The following is a 22898-nucleotide window of genomic DNA, read 5'->3' as shown; positions in this document are numbered from 1 at the left end:
TCTTGGCAATAATTTTTATAAAATCAGGTTAGCAATTCATTCAAAAGGAAAAGGTAAATCCAGAGGGGCTAGGATAATTACTTATGTCAGGATAATCGATTCGGAAGTGTATTTTAACATCGATTTATGATAAATCGGAAAAGAGCAATATCACAAACAAAGAATTGGAGGAAATATTTAGATCCATAGAATGAAAATATGTTTCCGATCAAATTATTACCGGAAACATATTTAAAGTTAGTTTACCACCGTAATTTCCACCACCACACTCGTCCTTCTCGCATTCACAATGGGATTAAATCCAACCGTCATCAAATATTCTCCTGAATAAATTTGATCTTCTTTCAACGCTGATTTCGTTTCAGGATATAAATTCAATTCTTTTACTTTATAATTTTTAGAGGCGTCCAAACCTTCCAGACGGAAAGGTGTATCCGAGCCATCACCATTTCTGTTTCCAACCAAATAAGAAAAAAGAATCGCTTTGGATTTGTTTTTTGCAGCAAACATCAAAGCAGCGTAATCATTTTTCTTTGGATCAACCAAGCGGAACAAATCGCCCTGGAAAATCACATCCTTTACGGAATTGTATGTAGCAACTGCCTCTTGACTGAACTTTAAATCTTTTTCATTCAAATGACTTACCACAATATCATAACCTAAACGGCCCATCATGGCTACATCCGTACGGAATTTCAAAGGTTGTTTTCCCCAATCCGTTACGTGTGCACTTTGCGTAATAGCTGGGAAAAAGTAAGAATATTCCCACTGCATAAAAACCCTTTCCAGAGGATCAGTATTATCGCTTGGCCAGAATTCAGTGAAATATTTAAGTGCCTCGTAATCCACACGACCGCCGCCGCCAGAGCATAACATCATCGGAATTTTAGGATATTTTGCACGTATTTTTTCCAAAACTTTGTACAGCCCTTTTACATAATCAACATAAAGCTGCGATTGTTTTTGCTTGCTTTTTTCGAGATAAGCGGAATAAGCGTTAAAAGTGATCGCGTTGCAATCCCATTTGATGTACGCGATATCCGGATTTTCAGTAAACAATTTATCTAAAATTCCATAGACAAAATTCTGTACTTCCGGATTTGACAAATCCAGCGGAAGCTGGTTTCGCATATAATGTTCCGGGCGTTGTGGTTGCTTGATCACCCAGTCAGGATGTTTTTCATACAATTCACTTTTCGGATTTACCATTTCCGGTTCCACCCAAATACCGAATTTTATCCCTGTTTTTTGTGCTTCTTTGACAAGATAACCGATTCCGTGCGGCAATTTTTTAATATTTTCCTGCCAGTCGCCCAAGCCAGCCTGATCGTTATTTCTTGGATATTTATTGGCAAACCAGCCATCGTCTAACAAAAATAAATCAACGCCTAATTTTTTGCCGTCTTTAAAAAGTTCAGAAAGTTTATCTTCATTAAAATCAAAATAAGTAGCTTCCCAATTGTTCAAAAGTGTCATTCTTGTTCCTTCACCATCCAGAATTCTATATTTTCTGGCCCAGATATGTAAGTTACGACTGGCTTCTCCTTTTCCATTTTCAGAGAAAGTATAAATGAAAGAAGGTGTTTTGAATTCCTGTTTTGAAGCAAGCGGATATTCAGAAGCGTAAGGATTTATTCCGGCTATCAGACGTAAATTATGATAGGAATCCACTTCAAAATCCATTTTGAAATTCCCTGACCAGGCTAATGTTCCCAGCAGTACTTTTCCTTCGGTTTCCGTTGCAGGTTTATCAAAAGACAAAGAGAAACTTGGAGGCTGGAAAAGATTTGCACGTGTTCCCAATTTTGAATCTAACACACGAATTCCGGCTGTCAGCAATTCTTCCTCAGGATTCATTTCCTTCGCCCATGTTCCGTTATAATGTGTCAGGTAATAATCTTTTGCTATGAAATAAAGATTTGCCGACGCATATTTTTGCAGCGTGACCGGATTTTTTTCTTCACTTTTGATCACATTCCATTGCTCAACGACATTTTCCTGAAAGTAGGTTTTGTAAAAAAGTGTTACTTCAACAGCATAAACCGGGTCTTTCAAAACAATGCTCGTAACACTTACATTATCATTTTCTTTGGTTGTTTTATGACTTACGTAAACGAGATCCAGCGATTTATTCCCATCACCATGCGTAAGTTGAAGCGCCGGTTCTGAAACACTCCATGTACCCGAGGGCGTATAAGCTGAATTGTAAATACCGGCGTTCCCGTCGTGCTGCCTGCTTTGTGACGGAATGGATTTATATTCAGCCGATTGACTTAATTTTTTTCCAAAATAGATGATCCCAAGATGGTTTTCTTTATCTGTTTGAAGCACCAGAGCATTTCGCCTGGTTTCTATAGGGATGATAGTTGGTTGATTCTGGGCAAAGGAACCGGTTCCCATAACGATGAGAAAGAGGGAGTGGATAATTTTTTTATACACAACTGATAAGATTAAAAAATTGATTGTTGAGATAGCAAAAGGATCAATACCGCTCAATCATACTGAGTAATATTGATCCTTTAAATTAATATTGATTGTTAATTTTAAACGTAAACCCGTCTCAACTTTACATTTTCAACCGGGCGAATGATCAGCGGGACTTTTTCAATTTTTACAGAACTACTGTCCAGACCAAACCATTTGTCTTCCGGCGTTGTAAAATCTTTCACGAAAAAGTACGTTTTCATAACCATTTGTTCAATAAATGGCAGATCATTTTCGAAGGAAAGGAAACGTTCCAAAACTACGAAACGGAAATCTCCGGTGACATTCTGGCGACTTAATGATTCGTACCGGCTGGTAATATCCACTTCCTTGTTCATCACCATATCTTCCACAACTTTCCGGAAAAACAGGTTAATACGTTGTTCAACTCTGAATCCGAGTTTGAAATTTACCTTAATAACCGTTTCATCATCGTCGATTGTATTCACCTTGTATTCCATTGTGTACGGATCATCGGTGGTATCTACGTGGATAAACCAGTAAATATCAGCACGTTTTGGTCTTTTTTGGAAAATTGAATACACAACTTTTGTTTCAATTTCTGAAACCCTTGAAGCATTCGTCATGAAAACTAAATGCGTTGTATATTTTGGAATACTGATATCGCGGCTCAACTCCTTTAAAGCCGGCAGATAAGATTCAAGTTTGGTATACTCTGTCAAACGCAATTTGATATAAAAAGCGCGGAGCCAAACGGACATTAAGCCTGCAACCAGAACACCGACCAGAATAGTGAACCAGCCTCCGTGTGTAAATTTCAATAAATTAGCACCAAGGAAAAGTCCTTCAATAGATAGGTAAAGCAGCATAAACACGACAACGATCCATAAATTAACCCGCTTCAGATACAAGTAATAAGAGAAAAGGATCGTAGTCATAATCATTGTCATCGTGATCGCGAGTCCATAAGCTGCTTCCATGTTGGAAGATTCCTTGAAATAAAACACAACCACCATACAACCCAGCCACAAAAGCCAGTTTACACTCGGGACATATAATTGTCCTTTCTGATCACTTGGATAAACCAGACGTACTTTTGGCCAGAAATTTAATCGAATTGCTTCGGAGATCAAGGTAAAAGATCCTGAAATTAAAGCCTGACTGGCAATAATGGCAGCCGAGGTAGCAATAACAATTCCCGGAAGCAGCCACCAATCCGGCATTACTTCGTAAAATGGTTTACGTTCAGCAAGCAGATTTCCCACCTCGGAAAGCAACCATGCACCTTGACCGAAATAATTTAAAACAAGACAAATTTTAACGAAAATCCAGCTGATGCGAATATTGGCACGACCGCAATGTCCAAGGTCGGTATATAATGCTTCGGCTCCCGTTGTACAAAGGAAAACGGCACCCAGCATCCAGAATCCGCCCGGATGTTTGGTTAGCAAATCGTATCCATACATAGGATTCAAGGCCTTGAATATTTCCGGATGATCCAAAACCTGATACAAGCCAAGAACCCCAAGCATGGAAAACCAGGTGATCATAATCGGCCCAAATGCACGTCCAACGATTTTTGTCCCAAAAGCCTGGATCAGGAAAATCCCCGTAAGAATTGCGATAACAATCGGTATGGTTTGAATATTCGGATAAAGAATCCGAAGTCCTTCGACAGCAGAGGAAACGGAAATTGGCGGTGTAATAATCCCATCGGCCAGCAAGGTACTTCCACCAATAACAGCGGGAACAGTCAGCCAGCGCGCATGTTTCCGGACCAGCGCATACAAAGCAAAAATCCCGCCTTCACCACGGTTATCTGCGCGAAGTATCAGGATTACGTATTTTACCGTGGTTTGTAAAGTCAAAGTCCATACGATGCAGGAGAGGGCACCATAAATGATTTCGTCTGTGATAACTTCTTTGCCAATAATGGCCTGCATTACATAAAGCGGCGATGTACCTATGTCACCATAAATAATTCCGAATGCAATAAGAATACCGGCAGCAGAAATTTTATCAAAATTGTGTTTGGGTTCCATTCATTTTTGTTCTAAAAACAGCGAAAGTTAGGAAACCGCAGGCAAAGAAGGTACTTGTAGGGCAAAATTTAATTTAATGAGGGTTACGTATAGTTAAAAAAGTGTCCTGAAAAGCAGGTAACCGTTTAGAGTAATGATGATTAAAGTAATAACCCAGCTAATTACCATTAGCCCTTTGGAGTTGGCAAATTTTCCCATAATTCCGCTGTTTGATGTGAACAGCACCAAAGGCACCACAGCAAAGCTTAATTGAAGAGAAAGTATAACCTGGCTGAAAACGAGCAATTCGGCCATACCTTTTTCACCATAAAGTGTAGTGATTATCAAGGCAGGAATAATGGCGATAGCTCTGGTGATCAACCGGCGTATCCAGGGTTTAAGCCGGATATTTAAAAATCCTTCCATTACGATCTGACCGGCGAGGGTTCCGGTTAACGTTGAGCTTTGTCCCGAAGCAAGTAATGCCAAAGCAAAGAAAATTCCGGCGAAACTTACACCGAGCAAAGGATCGAGCAAATGATATGCGTCCGTAATATCGGCAACTTCTCTGTGACCGTTTTGGTGAAAGGCTGCTGCGGCGAGAATTAATATCGAAGCGTTTATAAAAAATGCAAGTCCGAGAGAAACCGTAGAATCGATTGTAGCGAATTTGATAGCGCTTTTTTTACCTTCTTCATCACGCTTGAAATTCCTGGTCTGGACAATACTGGAATGCAGATATAAATTGTGCGGCATTACCGTCGCTCCTAAAATCCCGATCGCGATATAAAGCATTCCCGGATTGGTAATGATTTCCGTTTTTGGAAGAAGTCCCCCCAGCATACCCGAAACTGAAGGCTGCGAAACGATCATCTCGTACATGAAGCTTAACAAAATGATTCCCATCAAAGCGCCAACAATACTTTCGATAATCCTGAATCCTTTTTGCTGAAAGTATAAAACAAGCAATACATCAAGTGATGTGAAAATAATTCCGACCGTTAACGGCAGGCCGAATAATAAATTTAGTGCAATGGCTGAGCCGATTACTTCTGCCAGATCCGTTGCTGCAATGGCTATTTCCGACAATATCCATAAAATAAAAGAAACCGGTTTGGAATAATAATCCCGGCATGCCTGCGCCAGATCACGACCAGATGCAATACCCAGCTTTAAAGCCAGATGCTGTAACAACATCGCAAATAAATTGGATACCAGAATGACCGTAAGCAAGGTATAGCCAAAACGGGAACCGCCTTCAATATCCGTGGCCCAGTTGCCCGGATCGATATAACCAACAGCTACCATCAAACCAGGACCGGTAAAAGCCATCAGTTTTTTCCAGAAACCAGCGCCTTCCGGAATATTTATTGAAGCGTGAACTTCTGACAACGAAGCAAGTTTATTGGTATCGTCTGTGATGTTTCTAAGCAATGAATCCCTGGTAGTTAAATTGTCAAACATTTTTCGAATGTCTAAAATAAACAATTTGGTTTATTGAAAACAAAGATAAGGAATTCTTTAAATCAATTTTTAGGTTGGTCTAAATTTTTTTAAATACGATTAGTAAATTGTACTTTTGCTGACATATTGAGGTTTTGGGATAAACATACGATGCAGAACTCGTTCACAGAAGAAAATTATTTGAAAATTATTCATGCTCTTTCAGGGCGTGATGGGCTTGAAGTAAGTACCAATGCTTTGGCAGAAAGTACTTCCACTCGTGCTGCGTCCGTTACGGATATGCTTCGCAAGCTTGCGGAAAAGGGATTGATACATTATAAAAAGTATCAGGGCGTGCGATTGACGGAATCCGGCGAAAAGGTTGCGATCAATGTAATCCGTAAACATCGCCTTTGGGAGGTGTTTTTGGTGGAAAAACTTGGTTTTGGCTGGGACGAGGTGCATGATATTGCAGAAGAACTGGAACATATTCCATCGGATCACCTGGTAGAACGTCTGGATTCATTTTTGGGACATCCACGTTTTGATCCGCACGGCGACCCGATTCCTGACGCAAAAGGTAATCTTACAGAACCTGATTATCTGATTTTAACGGATGTTGAAATTGGTGAAAAAGTAAGAATGATGGGCGTTCTGGATCATGCGCCTTCGTTTTTACAGCATCTGGACAGGGCCGGGATTACGCTTGGGTGTATTTTGGAAATAAAAGAAATTAATGAATATGATAAATCTGCGTCTGTACAGATTGAAGATAAACAAACGTTATTTATAAGTCTTGAGGTTTCTAAAAATTTACTAGTACAACGCCGATGAGACTTACCCAGCCATGAGATTGAAAATATTAGATCGTTATCTGATCAAGAATTTCCTGATTACTTATTTTTTCGTTGCCTTTGTGATCGTACTGATCATTTGTATGATCGATTATACAGAAAAGGTGGATGATTTTCTTGAAAAGAAAGCGCCAATTAATGAAATCCTGGTTGATTATTATCTCAATCTGATTCCTTACTGGATCAATTATATCAGTCCGCTGATGGTTTTTATTGCTACCGTTTTCTTCACATCAAGGATTGCGGCCAGGACGGAAATTGTGGCCATGCTGAGCAGTGGAATCAGTTTTGGGAGAATTTTATTGCCTTATCTGATCGGTGCTTCGGTACTTGGTGCGGTAACTTTTGTTCAGGTGGGCTGGATTTTGCCAAAAGCGAATAAAATCAGGAATACTTTTGAAAAAATCTATGTCAAAAATGAGTTTACATATAGTGGCCGCAATGTTCATATAACAATTGCCCCCGATGTGTATGCCTACTTGGAAAGTTATAACAATGCTACCAAAACAGGGAATAAATTTACTATGGAAACGATCAAAGGAAATAAACTTCTTCAGAAACTTTCCGCAGATAAGATTGTCTGGCAGCAAAAAAGTCAAAAATGGCAGCTTCAGAATATTCAGGTAAGAACTATTGACAGTTTGAGGGAAAATCTGAGCTATCCCAAGGACATGGACACGACGATCAATCTTTCTCCAAAAGATTTTGAAAGCGATTTTAACCTTTACGAAACCTTCACACTGCCGGAATTAAATAATTATATTGACTTACTTCGAAGCAGGGGAGCCGACGGACTGGAAGTTTATCTGATTGAAAAATACGTTCGTTTTACCCAGCCATTTGCTATTTTAATTCTAACTTCCATTGGTGTAATCGTTTCGGCCCGAAAAAGCAGGCGAGGTGTTGGCTGGCAAATTGCACTCGGATTTATGCTGGCATTTATTTATATTCTCTTTTTTCTTTTGTCAAAAGGAGTGGCAGAAGCGGGGACGGTAAGTACATTATTTGCGGTTTGGCTGCCCAATATTGTATTTTCATTCATCGGATTGTTGCTGTATAAAACATTACCAAGATAATTTTATGTTCACATCAACAACTTTCAGGTCTTATTTACATCTGCATTTTCTGGTGATGATCTGGGGTTTTACAGCCATAGTCGGTCTGATGGTTTCGGTTTCTCCCATAGCGCTGGTTTTTTACAGAACATTTCTGGCTGCTTTGGGTTTGGCTGTTGTGATGCTTGTTAAGAAAAAGAAATTTGACGTTACAGGCGCAGATCTTCGCAGAATGTTTTTTGTTGGATGTATTTTATCATCTCACTGGATACTTTTTTTTGCCGCCGCACGTGTTTCCACCGCATCGGTTTGTCTGGCCGGAATGGCCACAACTTCACTCTGGACAAGTTTAATAGAACCTTTGGTTAATCGTCGGCCCATAAAACCGTTGGAAGTTGGTTTGGGAATATTGGCTTTTGCAGGATTATATGTCGTTTTTCGTTTTGAATTTGATCATGCATTAGGGTTGGGCCTGGCACTTGCCTCGGCATTACTGGCTGCCATGTTCACGGTTGCAAATAGCAGATTAGTTCAGCGGATTGATGCTTTTACAATAACTTTTTATGAAATGGTCGGGGCCAGTTTATTTTCTTTGCTGTTCCTGATTATTGCAGAATCGCAGGGTTGGACAAACAATATGCCGGTTTGGCCGCAAGGACAGGATTGGATCTGGATTTTGTTTCTGGCATGGATATGTACCGTTTATGCGAGCACAATGGCTACTCAGCTTATGAAACAGTTTTCGGCCTACCTCATTAATCTGACGATCAATCTCGAGCCGGTTTATGGGATTGCACTGGCTTTTTTCTATTTTGGAGAAAAGGAAAGAATGACACAGGGTTTTTATATGGGAACAGTTTTAATCCTGCTCGCAGTACTTTTGTACCCCATATTAAACGGAATAACTTTTCAAAAAACGACAAAAACTACTTAATTAACATATAACTACTATTTTTGTCGCATCAACAAATTTGAACACATGAATTTATCCCGTTTACTTTTAGTAGTACCATGTTACAATGAGGAGGCGATTTTGAATCTGACATATTCAACGCTTAAAGCTTATTATGCTGGTATCAAGGAGCGGGGACTTATTGCGCCGGATAGCAAAATCTGTTTTGTAAATGACGGCAGCCGGGATAAAACCTGGGATATTATCGAAGAATTGTGCGAGCGGGATGATACGATTATTGGTGTCAAGCTTTCCAGGAATTTCGGTCACCAGAGTGCAATTATGGCCGGTCTGGAAAAATATATTGACGAGTTCGACTGCTTTATCACCATCGACGCCGACTTGCAGGATGATATCAATGCAATCACTTCCATGATTGAAAAACACAGGGAAGGTGCTATGGTGGTTTATGGTGTGAGAGGCGACAGAAGCTCTGATACCTGGTTCAAACGTGTTTCGGCAGAAAGTTTTTATGTCATTATGCAGAAAATGGGTGTGCCGGTCGTATTTAACCATGCTGATTTTCGGTTGATGGATCGCCGGGTCCTTCAGGAACTTGGCAATTTCAAGGAAATTAATATGTTCCTTCGCGGCATTGTTCCGCTGGTCGGTTTCAGGAACGATAAAGTGATTTACGATCGTCTGGAACGTGCAGCGGGTGAGACGAAGTACCCGTTAAGTAAAATGCTGCTTTTTGCCTGGAACGGGATCACTTCCTTTTCTACCTTTCCAATGCGGCTCGTGCTTTACTTTGGCGTTTTTAATTTTATGGTCGCCATGGTCATCGTGGCTTATATTTTCCTTTCCTATATCATCGGACATACGGTTCCGGGCTGGACTTCCACCATGTTACCGCTCACTTTTTTCAGCGGCTCCAATATGATGGCGCTGGGATTAATCGGCGAATATATCGGGAAAATATATGAAGAAGTAAAAGGTCGTCCACGCTACATTATTGAAAAAACAATTAATGAATAGATTTTATAAAAAATACCGCACAGTGGGCAATTCAATAAACATGCTTCTTTTGTTAAGCGTGCTTTTACCATTGCTGGCATTATCTTATTTTAATCATCCGTCGCCCGCCGACGATTATTGCTATATCGATACGGTTTTCAAATACAGTTGGCTGGAAGCCATGAATTTTTATTATTCAGGTTGGACGGGCCGTTATTTTGGTATTTTCCTGAATCATTCCAACCCCCTGTTGTTTCACTCCATTACCGGATTTAAAGTGATTCCTGTGGTTTTATTTGCGGCGATGTTGTTTGCTTTGTACAATTTGTTCCGGCATCTTACACCCACTTTATCGCGTGCTGCACATCTTGGTTTTGCAGGTGTTGTCTTTTTCCTTTACATCCTGAAAATGGCAAGTATTGTGGAAGGCTTCTACTGGATGGCAGCTTTTGTTACTTACACAGTACCGAATATTCTCACATTGTTATGGGTTACTGTGGTATTGGACTGGTATCGTCAGGATACAAAAAAGAAATTGCTTGCCGTATTAGCCAACTTTCTGGTTTTTGCTATTATTGGTTGCAGTGAAACCAACCTGATTATTATGGTGATGCTGCTGGGTGCATTATGGTTTTACAGGCTTGTTTTTCATAGAAAAATTGATGGCTTAATGATGAGTCTGCTGATTGTGGGGGCTTTATCAATTTATTTGTTCCTGGCAGCTCCCGGAAATCAGGCGCGTCTGGATGGAAATCCACTAAGCAGAAACATCGTATTTTCAGTAGTTTCATCATTTAAGCAACTGGCGATTTTAAGTTTCGCCTGGATATTTAAAACCCCGCTACTGATTTTTTCCATGGCATGGGTTATTGTCCTTTCAAAGATTTCTGTTGGAGCGCGCAATTATTTTTCCATGCCGGTCTGGTTTGCCATTTTACTTTATATTGGCGTATTAGCAGGTCAGATATTTCCATCGTATTATGGTATAGGAATAGAACCTTCCTTACGCGCCGTAAACTGTGTTTATCTGTTTTTCCTTATCGGATGGTTTTATGTGATCGGGGTTATATTCCATTATTTCCATAAACGATATGCACCGAATTTTCCATTATCGTTTCTTCGTTATGGTGTACTTTATTCGTTATTGGTCATTTCCATTGCCTTTTCTTTCTTTCGCAGTGCTAATGTAAAAATGATTTATTCGGATTTATTGAAAGGAAGAGCTGCTGCTTTTAGCAGAGAAACGGATGAGCGATATGCCATGATCCAGAATTCAAAGACCCGTATCGTTTATTTACCTCCAATCAAAACCAGACCTTCGTCTCTTTATTTTGATGATATTAAAACGAACCGGGACCATTGGTGGAATAAATGTATGGCAGGTTATTTTGGAAAAGAGGCTATCATTATGAAAGAAACAAAGTGAATAAAAATAAACTGATACTTAGTGGTTTAGTAGCTATACCTATTGTTTTTTGGGTATTTGTTATCCTGAATAATTCCGTAAACGTACCCTGGTATGATGATTTTGATCCATTCCCGGATTTTCTTCGTCAATGGATCAATAGTGCGTCTCTGTCGGATCATTTACGATTGCTTTTTCAGCCAAACAATGAACACCGGATGGTGATTGGTAAGCTGGTTACCTTGTTTTATTACAGTATTACCGGACATCTGAATTTTACGTTTCTTCATATTGCAGGAGCTTGTTTTACACTCGGAACTTTGTGGCTTTTCTGGACATCTTTCAGAGACAGTAAATTAAAAGGGTGGTATTTTTTACCGGTACCTTTTTTATTGTTCCAACTGCAATATCACCTGGTTTTTCTTTGGGCCATTTGCAGCCTTCAGCATCAGCCGGTTATTTTTTTTGTAAGCCTTTCCATGTTATTGCTTGCCAGAAATCGTTTTGGCTGGGCACTTTTGGCTGCCGTTTGCGCGACGTATTCCATGAGCAATGGGATTTTTGTCTGGGTTTCAGGAGCTGTGATCCTGATTTTACGATCAAATTATAAGCTTCTCGGAATCTGGTGCATTACGGGTGCTGCGGCCATTGGATTTTATTTTTTCGGTTTAACAACCCAGGGCAACGAAAGCAGCATCGCCTATTTCAAGCAATACCCTCATCTTTCATTCCTTGGTTTCTTTGCTTTTCTGGGCGGTCTGTTCGACTTTTTTCCTGAAAAAACAATTGTGACCAGATCGGTTCTTCCCGTCATTATGGGGCTGGCTGTAATGGTCTGGATCGGAATCTGGCTTTTGACACTTGTTTTATCCTGGTTTAAAAAGACCTTCAATAACTCCCAAAAACTACCGGAATTTGTTGATACTTTTTCCGTCAATGAAAAAGGGCGGAAATCATTTCAGGAGTTTCTATTGGGGATACTTATTTTTCTGTTGATGAATGCGCTGGTAATCGGATTGTTAAGGCCGAGATTTGGTTTTTTTGTGATGATCGTAAGTAATTACAAAATGTATCCGGCACTTTTCCTGATCATTGCATATCTGTCTTTTATTTCATCAACGGTGAAAATCAATTTGCAGGAAAGAGGATTTCAACTTGCTATCGTTTTGAGTCTTTTAATCTGGTGTTTTTCTATTTACAGTTATTTGCCAGTGATTCAGGAACGGAAGAAATATCTTTCGATTAACGGATACAATCAGAATTTCAACGGATATGGATTAGGGCACGTACCGTTTTCAGCTGGTGCCAAATACGTCGATATTTTAATGAAAGAAATGGTGGCTATGAATATTTACAAGTATCCGGCCGAAACAAATCATCTTGTTACTGAGATAAACAGGATACAAACAGCTGTCCCGGCAAATTTTGATGTTTGGGCCACAACGCTGGACGGGAAAATCCTGATTCAGGATTCTACTGCCAGATTAAGTTCAAATACAGGTCAGTATGCATTTGTGAAAAATAAAGATCAGCTGTATTTGTTCAAACTGGAACAGAACAAATATGCGGGAAGAAATATATTCAGGCAATATTTTAATGGTTCCAATGTTGAAGTGCCATTTTCATCACTGCTTCCGGGATCTTACGATTTAGGCGTTGTAAAAGTGAATGGAGATGAAGTCACCGGCGGAATATTGAAAAGCATTACAATACCTTAAATAAATCAATGATTCCAAATTTCGTTTAAAGGCGTATTTTTGCGACCGTTGTCTAATCGTTTAAAAAAAGCATATTGAAAACCCCGCAAATATCGATTGTTGCTCCGTTGTACAATGAGTCAGAGTCTTTTCCACAACTGATTCAGCGTCTCAGCGCATTAATGGATTCCAGTCCGCTAACGATTGAAGTGGTGCTGATCGATGACGGGAGCAAGGACGACACAGCTTTGCGGATCCGTCAGCTGGCTTTAACGGACGAGCGTTATCATGGCGTATTTTTATCGAGAAACCATGGTCATCAGCTTGCGCTGACAGCTGGTATTGCATCTGCACGTGGTAGTGAGGCCGTATTTGTGATCGATGGGGATTTACAGGATCCACCTGAATTGCTTCCCGACTTTTACAAATTATTACAGGAAGGCAATGACGTGGTTTATGCGGTACGGAAAAAACGAAAAGAAAGTTTTATCAAAAAGACCGGATATCATTTATTTTACCGCTTGCTGCGTTCGATTTCCTATGTTGAAATTCCGCTTGATTCCGGAGATTTTGCATTGATCAGCCGTCGTGTTGTGGATGTGATGAATAAAATGCCGGAAGAAAGCCGGTATCTCCGTGGTATGCGTTCCTGGATCGGGTTTAATCAAACAGGTTTTGAATACGAACGGGATGCGCGTGTGGCGGGTGAATCAAAATATTCCTTCAGGCAATTATTTGGATTGGCATATAACGGGATATTTAATTTCAGTGAATTTCCAATTAAGTTCATGAGCAGAATGGGCGTTTTAGCCATTCTGATTTCGCTGGTTTATTTCATTATTGTTGTAATCAAAAAACTCTTTTTTGTCCAGGTAATTGAAGGGTTCACAGCATTACTTTTTGTGATCATCCTATTCAGCGGCGTGCAGCTTCTGGCGCTTGGCATTATTGGTGAATATGTGCTCAGGATCTTTTTTCAATCAAAAAATCGTCCTTTGTACATTGTTAAAGAAGAGATTATTAACCGCGAGTATATTTAACAAATGCTTTTCAATTCCATACAGTTTCTGATTTTTTTCGTTGTTGTTACGCTGGCTTATTTCAGCCTGTCGTGGCGCGGACGATGGATTCTTCTGCTGGCGGCGAGTTGTTATTTTTACATGGTTTTTAAGCCGGTTTTTATTCTGATCCTGTTTGGTACCATTGTCATCGATTACTACGCGGGTATCTGGATTGCAAAAACAAAAGATCAGAAACAGAAGAAATTGCTGCTGATTATCAGCTTGATATCAAATATTGGGATTCTCTGCTTTTTTAAATACTACGATTTTCTTGAAAATTCTGTAAACCACGCACTTCAGGTAATTGGTTTCAGGCCTGTGATTCCACATTTGGAAAGAGTAATTCCGGAGGTTATTCTGACGTGGATGGTCAACAATGCCGGCCATGTTTTATTGCCGATCGGTTTGTCATTTCACACGTTTCAGGCGATGAGTTATACCATTGAAGTGTATCGGGGAAATCAGGAACCCGAAAAACATTTTGGGATTTATGCCTTGTACGTTATGTTTTACCCGCAGCTGGTGGCTGGCCCGATCGAGCGTCCACAGAATATGCTGTACCAATTTCATTCTTATTTCAAGTACGATTTTGAACAGGTAAAGTCGGGTTTGGTACAAATGGCGTTCGGATTTTTCAAGAAAATTGTTATTGCAGACAGGCTCTCTCAGGTTGTAGATTTCGCCTATATTAATCCGGCAGAGCAAAACGGATTGACCATTGTCACTGCAATGGTTTTCTACTCCTTTCAGATCTATTGCGACTTTTCAGGTTATTCCGATATCGCTATTGGCGCCGCCCGTGTGATGGGTTTTACATTGATGGACAATTTTCGCTCTCCTTATGAAGCCAGATCGGTAGCGGAATTCTGGGGGAGATGGCATATTTCCCTGTCAACCTGGTTTCGGGATTATCTTTATATTCCTTTGGGTGGAAACAGAAAAGGAGAATTTAATAAATATCGTAACCAGTTTATCGTATTTCTGGTCAGCGGATTATGGCATGGCGCAAGCTGGCAATTTGTGATTTGGGGCGGTCTGCATGGTACTTATCAGGTTACAGCGGCTTTGCGTGACAAGTGGATGAAAAAGGCTGGAATTTCTTTCCCTGACAATTGGGTTTTCAGGATGCTTGGGGTTCTGGTAACTTTTATTCTGGTAACCTTGGCCTGGATATTTTTCAGAAATGACCTCCGAAATTCAATCATTATTCTGAAGAAGATTCCAACTTTATCTTTTGCTGATAAAATACAAACACCGTTCAATCAGGTTGAAATGTGGTTTTGTGTATTTTTGATATTGTTTCTCCTAATCAAGGAGCATTATTACCAAAACATCCCTACAAAAAATACAGCAGGATTTTTTGTCCTTTTTATTACACTTTCATTCCTGACTTACTTCCTGGGGGTTGTTACAACAAACCAGTTTATTTATTTCCAGTTTTGATTTACTACTGAGTTTTAGTGACAGACTTTCAAAGTGAATTTTGAAAAGTTTGACTAAGCGCGTATTGAATTTCTGCCAAGCTGACAGAGAAACGATCTAGTACTATTTTTTACAATGCATTTTTACTGATTTTAAACTAACGTCGCACCACGACAGATTTATAGATATGTACGAAGTTACAGCTGACAACCGGTTAAGAAGATTGATCATCGTAGGAGATCGCGTTTTGATAAAACCAAAAAGTCCTACCGACCGCACCAATAGTGGTTTATATTTGCCACCAACGGTTACAGAGAGAGAACAGGTTCAGAGTGGTTATGTGATTAAAGTTGGTCCTGGCTATCCGATTCCAACGGCTTCGGAAGATGAACCCTGGAAAGAATCGGAAGAAAAACTAAAATATATGCCTTTACAGGCCAAAGAAGGTGATATTGCTATTTATCTGCAAAGAAATGCAATTGATCTGGAATATGATGGGGAGAAATATGTGATTGTTCCCCAAGGGTCTATTTTGATGCTGGATCGTTCTGAGGATTTGTTTGAATGATTGATATTGAAAGTCTCTTTTTAATTTTTTTTAAAGGGAGACTTTTCAGTATTGTATGGCGTGATATCATATTCCTTACCAATGACAAAGAGATCATCATCAATAACTTTTTCAGTCAAACTTTGGGCCGTCAGATGATATATGGTGGTATTATCATCAAAGTAAAATTGGAATGGTGTTCCTGTTAGATATAGATATTCAGTAAAGAAGAAGCCAAACGAAGTATCAATATTCTTGGCTACTAATAATTGCCAGGTTCGGTTTGGATCTTTTTCTACCCGATAAACTGTTTCTACCTGAGCTCCCAAAACCATTCGCTTTTTAGCGCTTTCTTTAAACCTAAATTCGGGTATTTTATTGGTTATTTTGTGTTCATCTTTACTTTTTTCAATCTCTTCGATAGTCTGAAAAAGTGCAGATTTTTTTGTGTTATCAAATAACTGTGACTCAATTGTAAAGTACAATCCTTTCTCGTTTAAGATTTGTGTAATTATGTAAGACGGTGATGATTCTGTGGATGGTGGACTAATGAAATCCATTCTTCGAAGATTGTTTTTTTTATATATTCTTATTTCGCTGATAGAAATATTTGAAGAATCTATCGGTTTTTCTGATATAATAGAATCAACTTTATATATTATTACACCTTCTGTAAATTTAATCTGAGCATTAACATTGATTGCACTTAGAATAAAAATAAATGCAATAACAATTGCTTTCGTTATCTTGTTAAAGCTGGATTTAAAAGGAGAGTGGAGCATGAGAATAATTGTTTAAAGTGTATGTATCTGATTCGAAATTAATTACTTTATTTCAAGAAGTATCAAAAATCTATGCTTTGATGTCTTTTAATCAAACTTTGATTAAAAGAGTGTTTTGTGATGTTGGTTAAAATAGCGGAATCGCTCCGAAAGATTTGTTTGAAAAATCATATTGCCCTGCTGAAATAAACCTTAATTTTAAGGGCGGTAATCGTATTCATTCAAAAACAAACGATCATGAAATATAAGTTTTTAGGAAATACCGGCGTCCTGGTTTCGGAATTATGTTTCGGAACGATGACTTTTGGTGGTGATGGATATTGGGAGGCTATTGGTAAGCTTCAGCAAGAAGATGGAAATGCATTAGTAAAAACAGCTTTCGACAGTGGAATTAATTTCTTTGATACAGCCAATGTTTATTCCTACGGTAAGTCGGAGGAAATACTTGGTAAATCATTCAAAGATCTGGGAATAAGCAGGAGTGAAGTGGTCGTAGCTACAAAAGCGCGAGGCAGAATGGCACCGGGTGCTAATCAGATCGGTTTGTCGAGATTACATATCATGGATTCTGTAAATGATAGCTTGCGCCGTCTGGATATGGATCATATCGATCTTTTTTACATTCACGGTGTGGATGCCTACACGTCTCTGGAAGAAACCATGCGTGGATTGGAAGATATTGTTCGTTCCGGAAAAGTGCGTTTTCTGGGTGTGAGTAATCACGCGGCCTGGCAAATCATGAAAGCGAATGGCATTGCAGAAAAAAATGGCTGGACAAAATTTGTTGCCTGTCAGCATTATTATAGCATAGCAGGGCGTGATCTCGAACGCGAACTGATTCCAATGATGGCAGATCAAAACCTGGCTTTGATGCCGTGGAGCCCGCTTGCAGGAGGTTTTCTTTCGGGGAAATATACAAGAAATAATGAAACATCGGGTGATAACCGTCGCGACAATTTTGATTTTCCACCGATTGATAAAGAAAAAGCTTATGATATTATTGAGGTGATTCAGCCAATCGCGGAATCTCATGGCGTGTCGGTTGCACAAATTGCATTAGCGTGGTTGCTAAATCAGAAAAGCGTAACCAGCGTCATTATTGGTGCCAAAAAACCTGAACAATTGAAAGACAATATAGCGGCGACAACCGTTTCTTTGTCCCAGTCTGATCTGGCGCAATTGTATGATATCAGTATGTTGAATACTGAATATCCGCAGTGGATGTTTGAGCGCCAGGGCCGAGACAGACTTCCGCAATAAATTTTTTTAATATGAAAAGTAAAGGCAGCTGGACATCCGGCTGCTTTACTTTTTCCAACCTCTCTAATCAGTTTATTAATGATTTACCTTTTATGGTCTCTGTTTAATATCGGAATGCTTGTTTGGTTTCTTTTAATCGCATTCGGTGCCTTAAAATTGTTTTTGAAAGAAATGGGGATGGTTTCGACCATCATTTTTGTCATTGGCATTTTTTCTTTCATAAAAGGATCGGTGGTGAGTAACCAGGACAAGGGATATCAAATGAAACAAAATGAAGCCGTTGGAATGAAGAATCTGGAAAGTGCAATTTCCTATCATTTGGATCTCAGTTACATTTACACAAAAGACTCGACCTACAATGGAAAATTGTCTTCGAAGATCCTGGTAACGGGCCTGATATCTGGACATGGATGGAATCCCGGATTGACTTATACCGAAATGAAAAATGGTATTATCAACTATAATGTAACGGGAGATCATCAATGGAAACTACTTGGACTGGTTTTATACAATCAGGAACAGGAATTTAAAGGCACGGTAAAAGTGAAATAATTAGAACTATACGGATTTGGCGGCAGAACAAAGTACCTTTGTATCATGTCAAATCAGGAAAATTTAGAAACCACGCTATCAGGGCTGGGAATCGCTGCGTTAAATGAAATGCAGCAACAGGCAAATACTGCGATTCAGGAAAATTCAGAAATACTTTTGTTATCCCCGACAGGTTCAGGTAAAACACTTGCGTTTTTACTTCCGATCATGTCAGTTTTGCAAAAGGATATATCAGAGGTTCAGTGTCTTATTATTGTGCCAACCAGGGAGTTAGCATTGCAGATTGAATCGGTTTGGAGGAAAATGTCAACCGGTTTTAAAGTAACCTGCTGTTATGGCGGTCACGATATGCAGACTGAAATCAGAAGTCTGAGTGAAGCGCCGGCACTTTTAATCGGAACGCCGGGAAGGTTAATGGATCATATTTTCAGAAAGACTTTCACAACCAGAAAAATTACAACACTGGTTCTGGATGAATTTGATAAATCTCTGGAAATGGGTTTTCAGGATGAAATGTCTGAGATTATGGGTAATCTCCGTGGATTGAAAAAGAGAATTTTGGTCTCGGCGACGGAAGGTTCTAAAGTGCCTTCGTTTACAGGTGTTAAAAATCCTGTTTTGTTGGATTTTATCGCCAATAAAAATCAGGAAAGTGGCCTGACTGTAAAACTTGTTTTATCAGAGAAAAAAGATAAAACAGAAAAACTGGTTCAGCTTTTGAGTTATCTTGGTTCCGAATCAACATTGATTTTCTGCAACCTTCGCGAATCTGTTGAACGGCTAAGTACGATTTTGAAAGAAGAAGGAATCGATTGTGCTTATTTCCATGGAAAACTTGAACAGGAAGAAAGAGAACGTGCTTTAATCCGTTTCCGTAATGGATCTACACTATATCTTGCAGCTACCGACCTGGCAGCTCGTGGTTTGGATATTCCTGATATGAAGCATGTTATACATTTTGAACTTCCGATGAAAGCAGATGAATTCAGACATCGTAACGGTCGTACCGCACGTATGCTGACAGAAGGAACTGCTTATATTTTGCTAAATCCAGACGAAATTTTACCTGAATATATTGTAAGAAAACCTCAGGTTCTGGATTTACCTGCAAAATATACATTACCCGCTCCATCAGAATGGACAACGATTTACATCAGCGGAGGAAAGAAAAACAAGCTGAATAAAATGGATATTGTGGGCTTTTTAATTCAAAAAGGAAAACTTGAAAAACAGGACCTTGGACTGATCGAAGTAAAGGATAATATATCCTTTGCTGCTGTTAGAAAAAGCCAGGTTAAATCTATGCTGAGCCTGATTTCAGATGAAAAAATGAAAGGGAAGAAGTTTAAGATTGAGGTTGCGAGGTAAAATTAGATACAACATAAAGTTTAAGGATGTGGTCATTTTATGATTACGTCCTTTTTTTATAAATAAATATTCAGGCAGTCTTGTATTTTTAACTTTAAATACATTTACTTTGCAATTCAAAGTACTTTTAAAATATATTAATCATGTCTAAGATTCGTACTTATCTGCTTTGGATTGCGCTTGCAGTACTTCACACTTATTTGTTTTATGATTATGGTACGGGTGTTAATGCACTTTTGTTTTCTGCTCTGACAGTCGGGGTAGTGTCAGTCTATCACGGACTTAAAAATGAAAAACTATGGTGGATGGCAGCTGCCGGTCATCTTATTTCGGCTCTGGCGGTTGCCTTGCATAGCTATGATCTTAGTAAAGTCACGTATCACTTGTCATTTTATGTACTGGCTGGATATGTTGTGTCCGCCAGAAGCAGCTTGCCGGTAGCCTTTATCAACAGCATGTATCGAAGCATTTTTTACAGCTTTGTTATTACAGTTTATGGAGGATTTGTAGATTTAATCAATGCAATTTTTACATCAAATAAATCTCATTTGGCCTTTAAAAAAACCTCTCTTTACATCGTGCCAATCTCAGTAACAGTTATTTTCTATCTGTTATATGGTGCGGCAAATCCCGATTTTTTTCTTTCAGTTAACTTTCCTGAGTGGCAGTTTGACGGAGGTTGGATAGCTTATACCATATTTGGGAGTATTATTATCTGCCCTTTATTTTTTCCTGGAAAACCTGGCCGTCTCACCGAATGGGATTTAGCAAAACCTGATTTGCTTGAAAGAAACCAGACCAAAGTGAAAGGGGGGAAATTTACAATCATGGGGTTGTATTATGAAAATAAGCAAGGCGTTATCATGTTTGTAATGCTTAATGCCTTAATAGCCGTGTTTCTTGGTTTTAATATTTTACAGATATTTTTTCCTTCCCTGAATCATCATCCGATAGGACATTCCGATCAGGTTCATCAGGGATTTGAGGTCCTTATTTTGAGTATTGCTGCGGCTATTGTTCTCATTATGTATTACTTCCGTGAGAATCAGAATTTTTATAACAAAAAAGATAAGCTGGTAAAATTTGCGACAATATGGATTATTCTTAATGGTCTGTTAATTCTTTTCACCTGCTACAAAAACATACTTTATGTTGATGCCTTTGGACTGACATACAAAAGGATCTGTGTTTTTATTGGAATGTTATTAAGTGGAATTGGCTTATATCTGACGATCGTAAAAATCTACAAAGTCAAAACGAACTGGTATTTGCTGCGCCAGAATGCTTGGGTAATTTACTTTGTTGTGGCGTCTTTCGGCCTTGTGGATTGGGATCGTCTCATTACCTGGTACAATCCAAATCATGCTCAGTTTTTGGATATGGAATATATTTTAGACCTTGGCGATACACAAATTCCATATTTGAGCGAATTACTTGACGCTAATGATCCGAGGGTAGTACCTTATAAATCAGAGATCCAGGCTAAAATGCAAAATTTGAAAACGCCGGTAAACTGGCAATCCGAAACGGCTGATGAGATGTGGTTGCTGAGGAAATATAAAAGATAAACGAGTACCGGGTGGATTAATCTGTTAGCCATGATAATTAATTCGCTCGGTATTTTTATGTGTTTTTTACAAAAAGGCTTCGAAATCACGTCAATTACGTAAGTTCGTAATTCATTAAAATTAGCCGTTTCCATGAAGAAAATATTTTTTATTTTTCTGTTTTTATGCACCGCAAAAATAATCCAGGCACAACGATCTGTTGCAATAACAATCGACGATGTACCTAATATGGGATTATTTGAGGCCTCGAATTTTTCTTCAGTGCTTCAAAAAAAGCTGGATTCTTTACATATCCCTATTGCGATTTTTATCAATGAAGTGAATCTAGGGCAGCCGGCGGTGTTGGACAGGAACAAAAATCTGTTGAAAAGCTGGCTGGTTAAAGATTATATCACAGCTGGAAACCACGGTTTTGCGCATAAAAATTTTGCTGATGTCGGGTTTGATGCCTTTAAAGAAGATGTGCTTAAAGGCGAAGTCGTTACAAAAGAACTGCTGAAACAAGAGAAGAAGGAATTACGGTATTTTAGATTTCCGTTTAACGGAGCAGGAAATGATAGTTTGGAGCAAATGAAAGCGCTCCAATTTTTAAAAGAGAAAAAATATATATCCACTCCGTATACTGTGGAAAGCGAAGATTGGCTCCATGCAATTTTATATGACAAAGCGTTGGCAGAAGGCGATACAAAGACAGCTTCCTGGATTGGAGCGCAATATGTGGATTTCACATTGCGGTTGTTCACTTACTTTGACAGCCTGTCGTTAAAAATGTACAACAGGTCAATCAGCCATATCTATCTTTGTCACGATAATAAGCTAAATGCCGATTATCTTCCAGAAATTGTTAATCAATTAAAAAACAGGAAATATAAATTTGTAAGCCTGGATGAAGCAATGAAGGATCCGGTTTACAAATCACCATTGCATTATTATGGCAAAAACGGCTTTTCCTGGATTTATAGATGGATTCCCGACGTAGAAATGCGTAAGAAACTTATGCGTGAAGAGCCAACAAATGGGGAAATCCAGAAGGCTTTCGAAGAAATGAATAAAAAGTAAGAGGTACAAAAAAAGCCTGATATCGCGATATCAGGCTTTCCAAATGATATTATGATTAAACTTAGATAACTTTAACGTTAACTGCGTTTAGACCTTTTTTGCCATTTTCTACTTCGTAAGACACTTTGTCATTTTCACGGATATCGTCCTGAAGACCTGATACGTGAACGAAAATGTCTTGGTCTCCATTAGATGGAGAAATGAAACCAAATCCTTTGGAATCATTGAAAAATTTTACTGTACCTTCTGCCATTAGTATTGTTCTTATATATTTTGAAGACCAAATATACGAACGTGTTTTGGATATACAAGAGAAAAATTATTTTTAATTTAGAAAAAGTAAAAATTAATTATTTCCGATAGGATTGGTAGACTACTTAATTCGTGTTGAAAATTCTTCAAAAACGATCTCAAATTTTAAATATTTCTTAAATTTTTACTTCCGAAAAC

The 22898-nt window shown here is 38.9% G+C and carries 19 protein-coding genes; 14 read left to right on the top strand and 5 right to left on the bottom strand.

Translation table 11 applies throughout. From position 1 onward, the window contains the following. Nucleotides 1–237 precede the first annotated feature (237 nt). From FDK13_RS11850 to FDK13_RS11840, 3 genes are all read right to left on the bottom strand, one after another. Nucleotides 238–2439: an alpha-galactosidase gene (locus tag FDK13_RS11850; RefSeq protein ID WP_310588100.1), complete on the bottom strand. Its 2202-nt coding sequence runs from the start codon at nt 2437–2439 to the stop codon at nt 238–240. A 104-nt stretch (nt 2440–2543) separates the two neighbouring features. Further along, on the bottom strand, nt 2544–4487 hold the full coding sequence (locus FDK13_RS11845) for a KUP/HAK/KT family potassium transporter (RefSeq protein ID WP_137340213.1): 1944 nt from the start codon (nt 4485–4487) through the stop codon (nt 2544–2546). A 93-nt stretch (nt 4488–4580) separates the two neighbouring features. Continuing rightward, the gene (locus FDK13_RS11840) at nt 4581–5930 is read right to left on the bottom strand and encodes an Nramp family divalent metal transporter (protein ID WP_137340212.1); all 1350 of its coding nucleotides are present in this window, start codon (nt 5928–5930) and stop codon (nt 4581–4583) included. A 150-nt stretch (nt 5931–6080) separates the two neighbouring features. On the opposite strand from FDK13_RS11840, the gene FDK13_RS11835 reads away from it, so the two are divergent. From FDK13_RS11835 to FDK13_RS11795, 9 genes are all read left to right on the top strand, one after another. After that, nucleotides 6081–6743, top strand: a complete 663-nt coding sequence (locus tag FDK13_RS11835) for a metal-dependent transcriptional regulator (RefSeq protein WP_137340211.1) — start codon at nt 6081–6083, stop codon at nt 6741–6743. 19 nt (nt 6744–6762) lie between these two features. Next, nucleotides 6763–7839, top strand: a complete 1077-nt coding sequence (locus FDK13_RS11830) for an LptF/LptG family permease (protein ID WP_137340210.1) — start codon at nt 6763–6765, stop codon at nt 7837–7839. Between the two features lie 4 nt (nt 7840–7843). Then, complete coding sequence (locus FDK13_RS11825) at nt 7844–8752, top strand: DMT family transporter (RefSeq protein ID WP_137340209.1); 909 nt, start codon at nt 7844–7846, stop codon at nt 8750–8752. Between the two features lie 45 nt (nt 8753–8797). Then, entirely contained in the window at nt 8798–9748 is a 951-nt protein-coding gene (locus FDK13_RS11820) for a glycosyltransferase family 2 protein (RefSeq protein WP_137340208.1), read from the top strand. Then, on the top strand, nt 9741–11153 hold the full coding sequence (locus tag FDK13_RS11815; protein WP_137340207.1) for a DUF6056 family protein: 1413 nt from the start codon (nt 9741–9743) through the stop codon (nt 11151–11153). The genes FDK13_RS11820 and FDK13_RS11815 overlap by 8 nt, the downstream gene beginning before the upstream one ends. Further along, nucleotides 11150–12850 (top strand): hypothetical protein, encoded by a 1701-nt coding sequence (locus FDK13_RS11810; RefSeq protein WP_137340206.1) that lies wholly within the window; start codon nt 11150–11152, stop codon nt 12848–12850. Before FDK13_RS11815 ends, FDK13_RS11810 begins: the two co-directional genes overlap by 4 nt. A gap of 74 nt (nt 12851–12924) precedes the next feature. Continuing rightward, complete coding sequence (locus FDK13_RS11805; protein ID WP_137340205.1) at nt 12925–13869, top strand: glycosyltransferase family 2 protein; 945 nt, start codon at nt 12925–12927, stop codon at nt 13867–13869. Between the two features lie 3 nt (nt 13870–13872). Then, a complete protein-coding gene (locus FDK13_RS11800; RefSeq protein WP_137340204.1) occupies nt 13873–15333 on the top strand; it encodes an MBOAT family O-acyltransferase in 1461 nt (486 codons plus the stop codon). A gap of 166 nt (nt 15334–15499) precedes the next feature. Continuing rightward, entirely contained in the window at nt 15500–15880 is a 381-nt protein-coding gene (locus FDK13_RS11795) for a co-chaperone GroES (RefSeq protein ID WP_137340203.1), read from the top strand. A 20-nt stretch (nt 15881–15900) separates the two neighbouring features. On the opposite strand, the gene FDK13_RS11790 is transcribed toward FDK13_RS11795, so the two are convergent. Then, entirely contained in the window at nt 15901–16641 is a 741-nt protein-coding gene (locus FDK13_RS11790) for a hypothetical protein (protein ID WP_137340202.1), read from the bottom strand. A gap of 237 nt (nt 16642–16878) precedes the next feature. Here FDK13_RS11790 and FDK13_RS11785 point away from each other — a divergent pair, with 237 nt between their 5' ends. From FDK13_RS11785 to FDK13_RS11765, 5 genes are all read left to right on the top strand, one after another. Beyond that, the gene (locus FDK13_RS11785; protein WP_137340201.1) at nt 16879–17901 is read left to right on the top strand and encodes an aldo/keto reductase; all 1023 of its coding nucleotides are present in this window, start codon (nt 16879–16881) and stop codon (nt 17899–17901) included. A gap of 78 nt (nt 17902–17979) precedes the next feature. Further along, nucleotides 17980–18453, top strand: a complete 474-nt coding sequence (locus tag FDK13_RS11780; RefSeq protein ID WP_137340200.1) for a hypothetical protein — start codon at nt 17980–17982, stop codon at nt 18451–18453. A gap of 45 nt (nt 18454–18498) precedes the next feature. Next, complete coding sequence (locus FDK13_RS11775; protein WP_137340199.1) at nt 18499–19821, top strand: DEAD/DEAH box helicase; 1323 nt, start codon at nt 18499–18501, stop codon at nt 19819–19821. Nucleotides 19822–19964: 143 nt separating this feature from the next. After that, a complete protein-coding gene (locus FDK13_RS11770) occupies nt 19965–21389 on the top strand; it encodes a DUF4153 domain-containing protein (protein WP_137340198.1) in 1425 nt (474 codons plus the stop codon). Between the two features lie 132 nt (nt 21390–21521). Continuing rightward, nucleotides 21522–22448 (top strand): polysaccharide deacetylase family protein, encoded by a 927-nt coding sequence (locus tag FDK13_RS11765; protein WP_137340197.1) that lies wholly within the window; start codon nt 21522–21524, stop codon nt 22446–22448. A 61-nt stretch (nt 22449–22509) separates the two neighbouring features. On the opposite strand, the gene FDK13_RS11760 is transcribed toward FDK13_RS11765, so the two are convergent. Next, the gene (locus FDK13_RS11760; protein ID WP_090339609.1) at nt 22510–22701 is read right to left on the bottom strand and encodes a cold-shock protein; all 192 of its coding nucleotides are present in this window, start codon (nt 22699–22701) and stop codon (nt 22510–22512) included. Nucleotides 22702–22898 lie beyond the last annotated feature (197 nt).

The organism is Dyadobacter frigoris (assembly GCF_005280585.1).
Classification (GTDB): Bacteria; Bacteroidota; Bacteroidia; order Cytophagales; family Spirosomataceae; genus Dyadobacter; species Dyadobacter frigoris.
The sequence above is the reverse complement of the archived record's forward strand: the minus strand, read 5'-3'. Positions and strand labels throughout refer to the sequence as shown.

Excerpts from the sequence above, each read along its gene's own strand:
- FDK13_RS11845 (WP_137340213.1), bottom strand. The coding sequence starts at position 4,487 with ATGGAACCCAAACACAATTTTGATAAAATTTCTGCTGCCGGTATTCTT.
- FDK13_RS11840 (WP_137340212.1), bottom strand. The coding sequence starts at position 5,930 with ATGTTTGACAATTTAACTACCAGGGATTCATTGCTTAGAAACATCACA.
- FDK13_RS11835 (WP_137340211.1), top strand. The coding sequence starts at position 6,081 with ATGCAGAACTCGTTCACAGAAGAAAATTATTTGAAAATTATTCATGCT.
- FDK13_RS11825 (WP_137340209.1), top strand. The coding sequence starts at position 7,844 with ATGTTCACATCAACAACTTTCAGGTCTTATTTACATCTGCATTTTCTG.
- FDK13_RS11820 (WP_137340208.1), top strand. The coding sequence starts at position 8,798 with ATGAATTTATCCCGTTTACTTTTAGTAGTACCATGTTACAATGAGGAG.
- FDK13_RS11815 (WP_137340207.1), top strand. The coding sequence starts at position 9,741 with ATGAATAGATTTTATAAAAAATACCGCACAGTGGGCAATTCAATAAAC.
- FDK13_RS11800 (WP_137340204.1), top strand. The coding sequence starts at position 13,873 with ATGCTTTTCAATTCCATACAGTTTCTGATTTTTTTCGTTGTTGTTACG.
- FDK13_RS11795 (WP_137340203.1), top strand. The coding sequence starts at position 15,500 with ATGTACGAAGTTACAGCTGACAACCGGTTAAGAAGATTGATCATCGTA.
- FDK13_RS11790 (WP_137340202.1), bottom strand. The coding sequence starts at position 16,641 with ATGCTCCACTCTCCTTTTAAATCCAGCTTTAACAAGATAACGAAAGCA.
- FDK13_RS11785 (WP_137340201.1), top strand. The coding sequence starts at position 16,879 with ATGAAATATAAGTTTTTAGGAAATACCGGCGTCCTGGTTTCGGAATTA.
- FDK13_RS11780 (WP_137340200.1), top strand. The coding sequence starts at position 17,980 with ATGATTTACCTTTTATGGTCTCTGTTTAATATCGGAATGCTTGTTTGG.
- FDK13_RS11775 (WP_137340199.1), top strand. The coding sequence starts at position 18,499 with ATGTCAAATCAGGAAAATTTAGAAACCACGCTATCAGGGCTGGGAATC.
- FDK13_RS11770 (WP_137340198.1), top strand. The coding sequence starts at position 19,965 with ATGTCTAAGATTCGTACTTATCTGCTTTGGATTGCGCTTGCAGTACTT.
- FDK13_RS11765 (WP_137340197.1), top strand. The coding sequence starts at position 21,522 with ATGAAGAAAATATTTTTTATTTTTCTGTTTTTATGCACCGCAAAAATA.
- FDK13_RS11760 (WP_090339609.1), bottom strand. The coding sequence starts at position 22,701 with ATGGCAGAAGGTACAGTAAAATTTTTCAATGATTCCAAAGGATTTGGT.